Origin of the sequence: Komagataeibacter sucrofermentans DSM 15973 (assembly GCF_040581405.1) — a bacterium.
Classification (GTDB): domain Bacteria; phylum Pseudomonadota; class Alphaproteobacteria; order Acetobacterales; family Acetobacteraceae; genus Komagataeibacter; species Komagataeibacter sucrofermentans.
In genome coordinates this window covers 2,065,001-2,077,388 of record NZ_CP137157.1, presented here as the reverse complement: position 1 = coordinate 2,077,388, position 12,388 = coordinate 2,065,001, and the positions used below count along the sequence as shown (strand labels likewise).

14 protein-coding genes (1 of these 14 only partly in view) are annotated in these 12,388 nt (G+C 64.3%); 9 read left to right on the top strand and 5 right to left on the bottom strand.

Features of this window, described 5'->3' with window-relative positions:
• The first annotated feature begins 14 nt into the window (after positions 1 to 14).
• The 4 genes from recQ to thiL all read left to right on the top strand — a co-directional run bounded on the left by recQ (position 15) and on the right by thiL (position 4,039).
• On the top strand, positions 15 to 1,853 hold the full coding sequence (recQ, locus tag R5N89_RS09915) for a DNA helicase RecQ (RefSeq protein WP_110566438.1): 1,839 nt from the start codon (positions 15 to 17) through the stop codon (positions 1,851 to 1,853).
• Positions 1,854 to 1,900: 47 nt separating this feature from the next.
• Positions 1,901 to 2,407 carry a transcriptional regulator NrdR gene (gene nrdR, locus R5N89_RS09910; RefSeq protein ID WP_110566436.1) on the top strand — a complete coding sequence of 169 codons (507 nt, stop codon included), beginning with the start codon at positions 1,901 to 1,903 and terminating at the stop codon, positions 2,405 to 2,407.
• A 72-nt stretch (positions 2,408 to 2,479) separates the two neighbouring features.
• Positions 2,480 to 3,028, top strand: coding sequence for a transcription antitermination factor NusB (nusB, locus tag R5N89_RS09905; protein WP_354680678.1), 549 nt, complete (start codon positions 2,480 to 2,482; stop codon positions 3,026 to 3,028).
• Between the two features lie 24 nt (positions 3,029 to 3,052).
• Positions 3,053 to 4,039 carry a thiamine-phosphate kinase gene (gene thiL / locus R5N89_RS09900; RefSeq protein WP_110566432.1) on the top strand — a complete coding sequence of 329 codons (987 nt, stop codon included), beginning with the start codon at positions 3,053 to 3,055 and terminating at the stop codon, positions 4,037 to 4,039.
• Between the two features lie 87 nt (positions 4,040 to 4,126).
• Here the strand turns inward: thiL and R5N89_RS09895 are convergent, their stop codons facing one another.
• On the bottom strand, positions 4,127 to 5,287 hold the full coding sequence (locus R5N89_RS09895; RefSeq protein ID WP_110566430.1) for a hypothetical protein: 1,161 nt from the start codon (positions 5,285 to 5,287) through the stop codon (positions 4,127 to 4,129).
• Here R5N89_RS09895 and R5N89_RS09890 point away from each other — a divergent pair.
• From R5N89_RS09890 to glk, 3 genes are all read left to right on the top strand, one after another.
• Complete coding sequence (locus R5N89_RS09890; RefSeq protein WP_167400802.1) at positions 5,286 to 5,447, top strand: hypothetical protein; 162 nt, start codon at positions 5,286 to 5,288, stop codon at positions 5,445 to 5,447. The two genes, R5N89_RS09895 and R5N89_RS09890, sit on opposite strands and share 2 nt — an antisense overlap.
• Entirely contained in the window at positions 5,444 to 6,241 is a 798-nt protein-coding gene (locus tag R5N89_RS09885; protein ID WP_110566428.1) for an SDR family oxidoreductase, read from the top strand. Before R5N89_RS09890 ends, R5N89_RS09885 begins: the two co-directional genes overlap by 4 nt.
• 254 nt (positions 6,242 to 6,495) lie before the next feature.
• Positions 6,496 to 7,470, top strand: a complete 975-nt coding sequence (gene glk, locus R5N89_RS09880; RefSeq protein ID WP_110566426.1) for a glucokinase — start codon at positions 6,496 to 6,498, stop codon at positions 7,468 to 7,470.
• Between the two features lie 137 nt (positions 7,471 to 7,607).
• Here glk and R5N89_RS09875 read toward each other — a convergent pair whose 3' ends face one another.
• A complete protein-coding gene (locus tag R5N89_RS09875) occupies positions 7,608 to 8,081 on the bottom strand; it encodes a hypothetical protein (protein WP_110566424.1) in 474 nt (157 codons plus the stop codon).
• A 328-nt stretch (positions 8,082 to 8,409) separates the two neighbouring features.
• On the opposite strand from R5N89_RS09875, the gene R5N89_RS09870 reads away from it, so the two are divergent.
• Positions 8,410 to 10,110, top strand: a complete 1,701-nt coding sequence (locus R5N89_RS09870) for a thiamine pyrophosphate-binding protein (RefSeq protein ID WP_110566420.1) — start codon at positions 8,410 to 8,412, stop codon at positions 10,108 to 10,110.
• A 40-nt stretch (positions 10,111 to 10,150) separates the two neighbouring features.
• Here the strand turns inward: R5N89_RS09870 and R5N89_RS09865 are convergent, their stop codons facing one another.
• Entirely contained in the window at positions 10,151 to 10,648 is a 498-nt protein-coding gene (locus R5N89_RS09865) for a hypothetical protein (protein WP_208624596.1), read from the bottom strand.
• A gap of 169 nt (positions 10,649 to 10,817) precedes the next feature.
• Between R5N89_RS09865 and R5N89_RS09860 the strand changes: the two genes are divergently transcribed.
• Positions 10,818 to 11,642, top strand: a complete 825-nt coding sequence (locus tag R5N89_RS09860; RefSeq protein ID WP_244192013.1) for a hydroxyethylthiazole kinase — start codon at positions 10,818 to 10,820, stop codon at positions 11,640 to 11,642.
• A 1-nt stretch (position 11,643) separates the two neighbouring features.
• Here R5N89_RS09860 and hpxZ read toward each other — a convergent pair whose 3' ends face one another.
• Positions 11,644 to 12,033: an oxalurate catabolism protein HpxZ gene (gene hpxZ / locus R5N89_RS09855; protein WP_110566418.1), complete on the bottom strand. Its 390-nt coding sequence runs from the start codon at positions 12,031 to 12,033 to the stop codon at positions 11,644 to 11,646.
• Positions 12,034 to 12,058: 25 nt separating this feature from the next.
• Positions 12,059 to 12,388, bottom strand: partial view of a hypothetical protein gene (locus tag R5N89_RS09850; protein ID WP_110566416.1) — the 3' portion only. 123 nt of this gene lie beyond the right edge of the window; 330 of the gene's 453 nt are visible here — the last part of the coding sequence; the start codon falls outside the window, past its right edge; its stop codon occupies positions 12,059 to 12,061.

The following is a 12,388-nucleotide window of genomic DNA, read 5'->3' as shown; positions in this document are numbered from 1 at the left end:
CCGCTTTTGATGATATGACCACGCCCGAAGGCGGCACGCGCGACCCGCGCGCGGTGCTGGCCGAGGTTTTCGGCTTTCCCGATTTCCGCGGCCTGCAGCAGCAGGCGGTGGCGGAGGTCATGGCCGGGCGCGACTGCCTTGTGCTCATGCCCACCGGCGGCGGCAAGAGCGTGTGCTACCAGGTGCCCGCCCTTGCCCGGCCCGGCACGGGGCTGGTCATATCCCCCCTGATTGCGCTGATGGATGACCAGGTTGCCGCGCTGCGGCAGCTTGGCGTCAACGCGGGTGCCCTGCATTCCGAGCAGGAACCAGAGGATGCTGCCCGCGTGCGTTCCGACCTGATGGCGGGGCGGCTCGACATTCTTTACGTTTCGCCCGAGCGCCTGCTCTCGCCGGGCATGCTCGACCGGCTCGGGCGGCTGACGCTCTCGGTCATCGCCATTGACGAGGCGCACTGCATCTCGGCCTGGGGGCATGAGTTCCGCCCCGAATACCGCGAGCTTGCGGCATTGCCGCAGCATTTCCCCAATGTGCCGCGCATAGCCCTCACCGCCACGGCGGATGCACGCACGCGCAGCGACATCCTTGAAGCCCTGGCCATGCCCGATGCCACGGTGCTCAAGGCCAGCTTCCACCGCCCCAATCTTGATATTGCGGTCAAGCCCAAGACATCGGAAATCCGCCAGCTCACCGCCATTCTCGACCGGCATCGCGGGGCGGCCTCCATCGTGTATTGCGGCAGCCGCAGCAAGACCGAGCGCGTGGCCCGCTCGCTTGCGGGCAAGGGCTATGCGGCGCTGCCGTTCCATGCCGGTCTCTCGCCGGTGGAAAAGCGTGCGGCACTGATGCGCTTCCGCTCGGGCGAGCCGGTGGTGATCGTGGCCACCATCGCCTTTGGCATGGGCATCGACCGGCCCGACGTGCGCGCCGTGGTGCATCTGGACATGCCCTCCTCGCCCGAAGGGTATTACCAGCAGATCGGCCGCGCCGGGCGCGATGGCGAGCAGGCGGAAACCGTGCTGCTTTATGGCGGCGATGACATGGCCCGCGCGCGTTACTGGCTGGAGCAGTCCAACGCGCCCGATGCGCAGAAACGCATCATGAGCGCACGGCTCGAAGCCATGATCGCCCTGACCGAAACCACGGGCTGCCGCACGCAGGCGCTGCTCTCGTGCTTTGGCGAGGAACTCGATGAAGCCTGCGGCCATTGCGACAACTGCCGCAGCCCGGTGGCCACGTTTGATGGCACGGTGGCCGCGCAGAAGGTGCTCTCGGCCATCTACCGCACCGGGCAGCGCTTTGGCGCGGTGCATGTGGCGGGCGTGCTGCGCGGCAAGACATCGGACATGACGGCGCGGCACGGGCATGAAAAGCTGAGCGTGTTCGGCATAGGCCGCGACCGGCCCGAGCCGTTCTGGCGTGGCGTGATCCGCCAGCTCATCGCGCGCGGCGCCATCAGGGTAACGGGCGAATATAACGCCCTGGCCCTTGAGGAAGGGCGCGCGCGGCCCATATTGCGGGGTGAGCAGCCGATCATGCTGCGCGAGGACGCAACCGAGGATCTCAAGGCCACCGCAGTGCGTGGCGTCGGCGGCGGCACCCGGCCTGCCATGGCCGACCTGACGCCTGAGGCTGCCGCCCGCTACGAGGCGCTGCGCAACTGGCGGCTAGGCGAGGCCCGTGAGCAGGAAATTCCGCCCTATGTCATTTTTCATGATGCCGTGCTGCATGATATTGCCCTTGAGCGGCCGACCTCGCTTGATGAACTTGGCATGATCCGTGGCGTGGGGGGCTCGAAACTGGCCCGCTACGGTGAGGCGGTGCTCGATGTGCTGGCGCAAACCGGGGCCTGAGGCCGCGCCATGCATGATTTTGCCCCCAGATCAGGAACAGCTTGCCCATGCGTTGCCCTTTTTGCGGACATGATGACACACAGGTAAAGGACAGCCGCCCGCATGAAGATGGGGCGGCCATCCGCCGCAGGCGCATCTGTGGCTCATGCGGGCAGCGCTTCACCACCATCGAGCGCGTGCAGTTGCGCGATCTTGTGGTCATCAAGGCCGATGCGCGGCGCGTGCCCTTTGAGCGCGACAAGCTTGCCCGCTCGGTGCGGATCGCGCTGCGCAAGCGCCCGGTGGATGCCGAGCGGATCGAGCGGATCGTCAACGGACTGGTGCGCAGGCTCGAGGCGATGGGCGAGACGGACATCCCCTCACGCGATATCGGGCGGCTGGTCATGGAAACGCTGCGCGAAATTGATTCGGTTGCCTATATCCGTTTTGCCAGCGTGCACTGGGATTTCCGTGAAACCAAGGATTTTGCTGATATTCTGGCCACGATTTCAACCGCCGGGCCGGGGGAGGGCGGCGAGGACTTTCCGCCTTCCGGCCCGAAAGACAAAGATTGAACTGGACCCCGCCGCCCAAAGAGGCGATGAAGCCGTGATTTTGCAGCAACGCCACAGCAGGAGTAACGCGCCATGACACAGACAGACGGCGACCGGCAGCCCAAGGTCCGTTCCCGTACCGCTTCACGCGTGGCAGCGGTGCAGGCCCTGTTCCAGATCGAACAGGGCCATGAAGGGGCGGAGCAGGTCATCAACCAGTTCAACCGCCACCGCCTTGGCGGGGCCGGGTCCGAATATGCCGAAGGCCAGGTGCCTGAAGCCGATGCGCGGCTGTTCGGCATTGTGGTGCGCGGGGCCATGGCCCGGCAGGAGCGTATCGACGCGCTGCTGCACGAGATCCTGCCCGCCTCGTGGCCGCTGGCCCGGCTTGACCCGGTGCCGCGCGCCATCATGCATGCGGCAGGCGGCGAGATGCTGGCCGCTGACCCCGCACCCGCGCGCGTCATCATCAATGAATACATGGATATCGGCCATGGCTTTCTGGCCGGTGATGAGCCGCGCATGCTCAACGGCGTGCTCGATGCCCTGTCACGCCGCGTGAACGAACCGGCTCCCGCCGCCACGGTCGAGGCGGTTCAGGAAGTCGTTGATGAAGAAGCGCCCGACAGCCCGGCTTCCTGAAGCGGGGAGATAAGGAGGGCGGCCATGGCAGCGGATCACGCCGAGGAGAACGGCCTGCCGGCTGAATTCGGCTTTATTGCCCGCGTGTTCCGCCCGCTGGCCGGGAACGGGGCGCTGGACCTGCGTGATGACGCTGCCGTATTTACGCCCCCTGCGGGCCAGCAGCTTGTCGTCGCGGCGGATGCCATGGTCGAGGGCGTGCATTTTCTGCCTGATGACCCTTCGCATACCATTGGCCGCAAACTGCTGCGCTGCAACCTGTCCGACCTTGCGGCCATGGATGCAACGCCGCTGGGCTACCTGCTGACCGTTTCCATGCCGCCTGCGCGTGATGAGGCCTGGTTTGCCGGGTTTGCGGCAGGTCTCGCGCAGGACCAGCAGCAGTTCGCCATTACCCTGCTTGGTGGCGATACCACCGCCACGGCTGGTCCGCTGGTGCTCTCGCTCACCATACTGGGGCATGTGGCCCCGGGCATGGCGCTGCGGCGCAATACGGCGCGGGTAGGTGACGGGATATGGGTCACCGGCACGATTGGCGATGGCGCCATGGGCCTGCTGGCCCGGCAGGGACAGGTGCCCGACCCTGATGGCTTCCTTGCCAGCCGATACCAGTTGCCGCGCCCGCGTCTGGGGCTTGAACTCGGCGGCATTGCCTCGGCGGGCATGGATGTGTCGGACGGGCTGGTGCAGGATCTGGGGCACATGGCGCGTGAGAGCGGTGTGGGTGCCATAATCGAGACTGCACGGGTGCCGCTTTCGCCTGCGGTGCGCGCACTTGGCCCCACATGGCTGCCGCGCTGCCTGACAGGCGGCGATGATTATGAATTGCTGCTGGCCGTGCCGCCCGCGCAGGAGGCCCGCCTGCTGGCCCATACTGGCCGCGTGGGCGTGGCCATGACCCGTATTGGCCAGATCGTGCCAGGGAGCGGCGTGCAGGTGCGTGATGAAGCGGGGCAGGACATAAAACTGGCCCACCGTGGCTGGAGCCACGTGGCCGACCTTGAAACATAAGAAAGTTTCTGGTGAAGCTTTTTCGGAAAGCTTTGAAGAACGCCGCCTTTTGGAAAAAAGACGGCGCCCGGAAACTTCTGTTTTTTCTTATTCTTCCAACGCGCGGTCATAGACCCGGTAGCGCTTGCACGGCTCGGGCGTGATGCGCTCGATCAGGCGGCGCATCGATGTGTTGGTTTCTAGCACCCAGCCCAGTTCGATGGTGCGGTAGGGCAGGCTGCGGCCACGCTTCATGAGTTCGGTAATGGCAAGGGCCGGCATGATCGCGCCCAGCGCGGTGCCATCGAGCACGGAGCTTACGCCAAGCAGGATCACGCGGGCGGAATGGAACTCGTGGCGCAGCAGCCGCTTGCCCAGCTTGAGCCAGCCCAGAGGCGAGGGGTCACCATTCAGGTCGGCCGAGATGTCGAACACGTTGGGCACCACCAGCGCCACGCAGACCGGCTTGCCCGCCTGCTCGATCAGCACGAAATGCTCGGGCTTGAGCAGTGGCTTCATCTCCACGATCATGGATTCGATGTCTTCGCGCGCCAGCGGGATCGATCCCCAGTTATTGCGCCAGGCATCGTTGTAAAGCTGGCGGAGGATCTCGCCATCTTCCTTGATGCGGTCCATGCGCAGGCCGCGCGTGGTGACATTGCCCAGCCTGCCTTCGCCCAGCCGCAGGCTGGCGGGCACGAGATGGGCTTCCTCCGCATCCGGCCCGGTATGCATCTGGTAGGCCACGAGGTCGCGCACCTTGGTGCAGCCGCAGGCATCCATCATGCCGGGCAGCCATTTGGGGTGCCACGGCATGGCCACCATGGGCAGCGCGTGGTGGCCTTCGAGCATCATCCCGAACTCGCCATTGCTGTCGAGTGTCTGGGGGCCGCGCATGGTCTTCATGCCGCGCTGGTGCAGCCATGTGCCTGCGGCATCGAGCAGGGCGGAAACCACCTCAAGGTCGTCAATCGCATCGAGCGCGCCAAAAAAGCCGATCGGCTCGCCATAATGCTCCATCGAGACCGGATCGATCTGCGCCGAGATGCGGCCCACGGCCCGCCTGCCGCGCATGGCCAGAAAATACTGCGCCCGCCCGTTGCGGAAAAAGGAGTTCTTGCGCGGGGTGAGCAGGTCGCGCTGGGTCAGGTCGAGTGGTGGCACATAGCCCGGCAGCCCCGCATAGAGATGGCGGGGCAACTGGATGAAGGTGGTCATCTGACGAAAACCGGAAACGGGTATGATAGTAAGGCGATCGGTTTCGTTCATGACCGGTTCGTTGCATCCTGAACATTACCGGCATCGACCTTCATTCCGTGGCAAAACGGGGCAGGCTATGCAGGCATGGGTTGAAAGAAATGATTCGGTGGTCCGTCCTGTTGTTGTGCTCATGGCACAGATGGACCCTGAAAAGGAAGATGGACAATGACAGTAAGCTCTGCATCACGCACGGATGAAGGTCGATATGTGCTGATTACGGGGGCCTCGAGCGGGATAGGAGCGGAACTGGCGTGGCTTTATGCGGCCCAGGGGCGCCCACTTGTGCTGTGGGGGCGCGATGCCGGGCGGCTCGATGCGGTGGCGGCGCGCGCGCGGGGCCATGGCGTTGCGGTGCAGACCCGCGTGCTCGACCTGGCGGACGGGGCCGCCGCCATCGCGGCCCTGCGCGCTGATGATGCCGCCCATCCCATCGGCATCGCCATCCTTGCCGCCGGACTGGGCGACATGCGCCGCGGTGATGAGGTGGTGGAAAAGGCGGAGGACGTGCTGCGGCTGGGACTGGTCAATTACGCCACCCCTTCCGCCATGGCGGCGGCGGCGGCGGAATGCATGGTGCCGCGCGGGCGGGGGCATATCGTCATGCTCGGTTCGGTCGCGGCCTTTCATGCGCTGCCGTTTGCCGCTGCCTATTCCGGCTCCAAGGCCGGGCTCAAGCGTTTTGCCGAGGCCCAGCAGATGGCCCTTGCTCCCCTTGGCATCGGGGTGACGCTGGTCTCGCCGGGGTTTGTCGATACGCCCATGAGCCGCCGCGTGGTGGGGGCCAAGCCCTTTTTGCAGAGCGCGCCCTCTGCCGCCCACCGCATTGCGCGCGCGGTGGCCCGTAACCAGCCGCATCTGGTCTTTCCGTTCGTGTTTTCGGTGCTGCGGCTGGTCGATACGCTGGTGCCGTGGCCGCTCAAGCGGCGTATCCTTGCCGCCATCAAGGCGGACCAGACGGACTGACCGGGCCGTGCGGGGAGGTTATAAAATGTATTTTAGTCCTGATCGCAACGATTATGGCCATTTTGTGACCTCGATCAATGAAATGCCGACCCGGCTGGTCTCTTTTCAGTTCTGAGATATAAACCCATGGGCCTGCGAGGCTTCAATTCATCCGCCTGTTGCATGTGATGCCGGGGGCGGGCACACTTGCAGGCCATTTTTATTACAATGATGCGGGCAGCAAGCTGCCGTATGGCCACGGAGCGTGACCGGACATGAAAGAGATCGTAGCAGTTGACATTGGTGGAACCCATGCGCGGTTTGCCATTGCCCAGGTAGACCAGGGCCGTGTCGTCACGCTGGGGGAGGCCACGACCCTGAAATGTGCCGATCACGCCAGCCTGCAGCTGGCGTGGGAAGCCTTTGCCCGCGTGGTCAACCGCCCGCTGCCCAAGGCGGCCGGCATTGCCGTGGCGTGCCCGATCAAGGGCGATATCCTCAAGCTGACCAACAACCCGTGGGTGATCCAGCCTGCGTGGCTGCCGGTCAAGCTGGGGGTGGACGAGCTGATCCTGGTCAATGACTTCGGCGCGGTGGCCCATGCCGTGGCCCAGGTGGGCGTGGACAGCCTCCAGCATATCTGCGGGCCTGACATTCCGCTGCCCGAGCAGGGTGTGACCACCGTGGTGGGGCCGGGCACGGGGCTGGGCTCGGCTTACATCGTGCGGCGCAAGAATGGTTACTTCGTGTGCGAGACCGAGGGTGGTCATATCGATTTCTCGCCGCTCGACCAGCTGGAAGACCGGATCCTGACCGTGCTGCGCCGCCGTTACCGCCGCGTGTCGGTCGAGCGCGTGGTGTCCGGGCCGGGCCTGCTGAACCTGTATGAGGCGATTGCCGAAATGGGGGAACTCTCGGTCAAGGCGCGTGATGACAAGGCTCTGTGGACCATGGCGCTGGAAGGCTCCGACCCCGTGGCGGCCGCAGCGCTTGAGCGCTTCTGCCTCAGCCTGGGCACCGTGGCGGGCGATCTTGCGCTGGCGCAGGGCGGCAGCGCCGTGGTGATTGCAGGCGGCCTTGGGCTGCGCCTGGCCAAGCACCTGCCCAATTCCGGCTTTGCCGAACGCTTCGTGGCCAAGGGCCGGTTCGAGGGCATGATGTCGGAAATGCCGGTGAAGCTGATTACCTATCCGCAGCCCGGCCTGCTCGGTGCGGCAGCCGCCTTTGCCGAGGCTTACCGCCAAGACTGACAGCCAGCCCGGAAAGGGCTGCCTGATAAAAAATAATAACAGCGTCCTGATGCCGCCTTTTCGCAAGAAAGGGCGGTATTTTTTTAAAACGCTTCACAAAAAAATTGTGATTTCAGTTTGTTATGGGCGCGCAGACTTCAGCCGCGCCACAGATGACCGGGCATGGCATCGTAATGCCGGGTCAGGAAATCGAGCAGCAGGGCGATCACCTGCCCCATATGCTGCGGGTCATGGTGGGCATGGCGGGCGAGTTCAGGCAGGGGGCGCTGGTCGATCATCGCAGCAATGAGCACGCGCTCGTAACGCGCCCCGATAATATCGTGAATGTGGCGATACCGGTTGATCGACCCGATCCGCCCGTTGAGCGGGCGGCGCGACAGGCCGAGCGATGTCCGGTCAAACAGCGGATCTTCAAGCCCCAGCACGCCAATCCGGTAATCCGTGGCCCAGAACCGTGCCGCCTCGACCTGGCGGGCGGTAATGATGCCATCATGGCGCAGGGTCTCGATAATGACGGGGAGTGCCGGGTCATGATCCGCCTGCGTGCCAGGGGCGGTTGGCTGGGCAGTCAGTGGCGCGGGACTGTCGGCAGGCAAGGGGCGTACTTTCATGGTCGCGTAAGCGTGTATCATCTTCGCGTTGTGGCGGGTGGTCAATCACAAGATGTACGGTTGGGCTGCCATGCGGCACGGGCCTGTTCTGGCCTGTCATAAAAAAACGGCATCACCGGGGTGCAGGTGATGCCGTAAGTTTCCGTGGGAAGGGTTGGGAAATCGACGGTCGGGAATCTGTCGGGGAACCCACGGGTGACAGTTCTGATAATGATAATAATTATTATTATCAAGATAAAAATTGACGCCCGCTTCCCCCGCTGCTGCTGGACCCGCACCCTAAAACGTGTTGCCATGACCCACACCTTCAAAGCAGGCAGGGAACAGCATGGCCATTACACCGCTTGAGGTCGCGGCACGGGGAACAGGCGGACGGCGCGGCGCCGACATCCTTCTGGAAATTCTGGAAAGTGAAGGGGTTCGCTATATCTTTGGCAATCCCGGCACGACGGAACTCCCCCTGATCGATGCCCTGCAGCGCCGCCCGGACCTGAAATATATCCTGGCCCTGCAGGAAGCCAGCGTGGTGGCCATGGCCGATGGCTATGCCCAGGCGGCAGGCCGTCCCGGCTTTCTCAACCTGCATACGGCAGGCGGGCTGGGGCATGGCATGGGCAACCTGCTCAATGCCAGCGTATCGCAGACACCGCTGGTGGTGACGGCGGGCCAGCAGGATTCGCGGCATACCATTTCCGATCCGCTGCTGTTTGGCGATCTGGTCAGCATCGCCACCCCGGCCGTGAAATGGGCGCAGGAAGTGCTGCATGCCGACCAGTTGCCCGTGCTGGTGCGCCGGGCCTTCAACGATTCGATGGCGGCACCTTCGGGGCCGGTTTTCCTGTCGCTGCCCATGGATGTGATGGAGGAGGCCAGCGATATCGACATCGGCAGCCCGTCTGTCATCAACCGCGAGGCCATAGCGGGCGGGCTGCCGGAACTGGCCCGCGCGCTGGCTGGCATTGCGCCGGGCCGGCTGGCCATCATCGCGGGCGACGAGGTGCATGGGGCGGATGCCGCAGCACAGGTCGCTGCCGTGGCTGACATGCTGGGGGCGCCGGTTTATGGCGCGTCATGGCCCTCACGCATTCCGTTCGCCACGTCGTGCCCGCTCTGGGCAGGCAACATGCCCACGCGCGCTACCGATATCGCCAGCCGCCTTGCGGATTATGATGCGATTTTCGCGCTGGGCGGCAAGTCGCTCATCACCATCCTTTATTCCGAAGGTTCGCCCGTGCCACCGGGCTGCGCGGTCTATCAGGTCTCGGCTGATGCGCGTGACCTTGGCCGCACGTTCCAGACGCCACTCTCCCTCGTGGGTAATATCCGCGCCTCGCTCGACGTGCTGCTGCCGCTGTTGCAGCGCGAGACGGAGCCGAACCGCGCGGCCCATGTCGCCGCGCGCGAAAAAGTTGTGGCGGCCCGCACCCGCAGGCGCCTCGAGGCCGAAGAACTGGTGGCGGCCCATCAGGATGATGCGGTCATCGCCCCCTGTGTTGCCGCCCACGAGGCCGTGCGCGCCATTGGCCCGCAGGTTGCCATTGTGGATGAGGCAATCGCCACGTCGTCCTACACGCGCATGTTCCTCAACAGTGACTGGGCAGCGCAGTATTCCTTCCTGCGCGGAGGGGCGCTGGGCTGGGGCATGCCCGCTGCGGTGGGGGCCTCGCTCGGGTTGGGGCGCGAGCCGGTGGTCTGCCTTGTGGGTGATGGCGCGGCCCTTTATTCCCCGCAGGCGATCTGGACGGCCGCACACGAGCGGTTGCCCGTGACATTCGTGGTGATGAACAACCGCGAATATAACGTGCTCAAGGGCTTCATGCGCGGGCAGACGCATTATGTCTCGGCCCGGCAGGGGAATTTTCTGGCGATGGATCTGTGCGATCCGCCCATCGATTATCAGGCGATGGCGACTTCATACGGGCTGGAGGCCCGGCAGATCACGCGGGCAGCCGACATTGCACCGGCCATTGAGGCCGCGATGGCGTCTGGGCGGCCCAACCTTGTGGAGATCGTGATCAGTACGGTCTAGTTGAGCTGGAGCGCTTTTGAAAAAAGCGCTCCATCAACAGTTAACGGATGGGAAAGGTGCAGGCCGCGGGCGTGGCCTCGACCCGTTCGCCACCGGGATTGACCTTAAGGGTCAGGCGCATGACGGCGGCAGCCAGATGCGCCCCGCTCGTGTGCATGGTCGCCTTGATGTCGACGCCGTGGTTGTTATCGAGCACCGTCACGTTGCGGCCCCGGCCAATCGTGCCTTCAGCCCTTACCGACCAGTACGTGCCATTGATGTCGGACAGGCGGGCAAGGTTATAGACCTTTCCCTCGCCGCGTAGCGTGCTGTAGCCGATTCCCACAGCGCCACCGCCCGTGATCTTGACCGGGTAGGAATGGCCGCCAAAATAAAGCCGCCCCTTGCCCCATGAATAGCCACCGGCAAGGGCGGCGTCATGCAGGCGAAAGCACAGCGAAGCCGTGGGCTGGCCCAGCGCGTCAGCCGCCCAGGCGGAGGGGGCGGCCAGTAGTCCCGCTGCAAAAAGGACGGGGGCGGAAAGAAGAGCTGGGCGCACGATATGTTCCTGTTACGATAGGCTGGCTGGGAGCATGAAGGTCGTCACTGGGCTCCGGCATGGTTGACCGGCTTCGTTCTTTGTTTTTCAGTTGATTATCATCAAAAGGCAACCCCCTGTCTGTTTCATGCCCTCTGCCTGCATGACGGGAAGGGAAGGAAACGCATCCATGCATTCTGTAACATGTGTCACGCGCCGCATGCAGCATGATAGTCCCGATTGCGGCCCCGTCCTGCGGCGCATCCGCGTGCGTGCCCCTTTTGTTTATGGCCTGACGAACTATGTCGCCGCCACCCTGAGCGCCAATGTGTTGCTTGCCGCAGGCGCGGCGCCTGCCATTGGGGCCGCTCCCGGTTGGCCTGCCGCCTTCGGGGCGGGGGCTGGTGGGCTATGGGTGAATGCGGCGGGGCTGATCAACGCGACAGTGCACGATATGCTGGCTGCAATCGACGCGGCCAACGCGGCAGCGGTACCGTGGGTGCTCGACCCCGTGGCCATGGGGGCTGGCGCTGCGGAATATGATGACATCATTCGCAGCATGGCAGCGCGCAGGCCTGCGGTCATTCGCGGCAATGCCAGCGAGATCATGGCGCTGGCAGGCGGTGCCGCCACCGCGCGCGGGGTGGAAACAACGGCCTCGATCACGCAGGCCGTGCCACTGGGGCAGGAACTGGCGCACAGGCTGGGTGCGATCGTGGCCATCAGCGGGCCGGAGGATCATGTCCTTTCCCCCGATGGTGCGCTGATCATCATACCGGGCGGGCATGTCTGGCTGACAGCCGTAACCGGGGCGGGCTGTGCCCTGGGCGGCCTGATTGCTGCCAGCCTTGCCGTAACCCCCAGGCCAGACGAGCGGCTGACAGCCGTCGCGGCAGTGCATGCCCTGTATGCCCGCGCTGCCGAAAAAGCGGCTGGCCCAGCGCAGGGCCCAGCCTCCTTCGCCACGGCGTTTGTTGATGCCCTGGCGCAGTTGCAGGGCATGGCGCACGATTAAATCAGGAAATATCGGCCATGAGGGAGACATGGGCCGCGATGATCTTCCAGCCATCGGGCATACGCACCCATGTCTGGCTCTGCCGCCCGATGCGTTCGCTGCCATGGCGGCGGAATTCCAGATCAACCGTGCCCAGATCCGTGCCAATGGCGGTGATGTGCCGACGCAGCACATCGCGCGGTGGCGAACCGCCCGTGCGGTTGCGGCGGAAGGCGGCAATTTCGTCATATCCATATAACGTCTCGCCCACGCCATAACGCACCGTTTCAGGTCCGTGATAGAACAGGGCATCGAGTTCAGGGATGTCGTTTTCACCCAATGCACGCTCGTAGCGGTCGGACATGGCGGTCAGTTCCGCCACGATTTCATTGCGGTTCAGTTCCGGGGGCATGTGGTTTTCCCTCAATAGTGACTGGTCAGGATGCCGGGGCAGGCGGAGTGACATGCGGCGCTTCATCCGTCACATTGATAACAGCCTCATCGGAAATCGACACCACTTCCGATGGTGGGCGATGGGCCACTTCATCCGTTTTGCGGGTCAGGTCATTGATGACCGTTTTCAGTTCGGTCACCTCATCGCGTACGTCATTCAGAATTTCCATCAGCGCCGCATGGTCTTCCGCCGCGCGCTGGTCTGCCCCCCGGCTCAGTACCGCGTTGCCCACCATCAGGGCGGGCAGGGCAACGAGCTGAATGCAGTTGCTTATATAGAGCAGCGTGTTCTGCCATGCGGGGGCCGCCAGCGG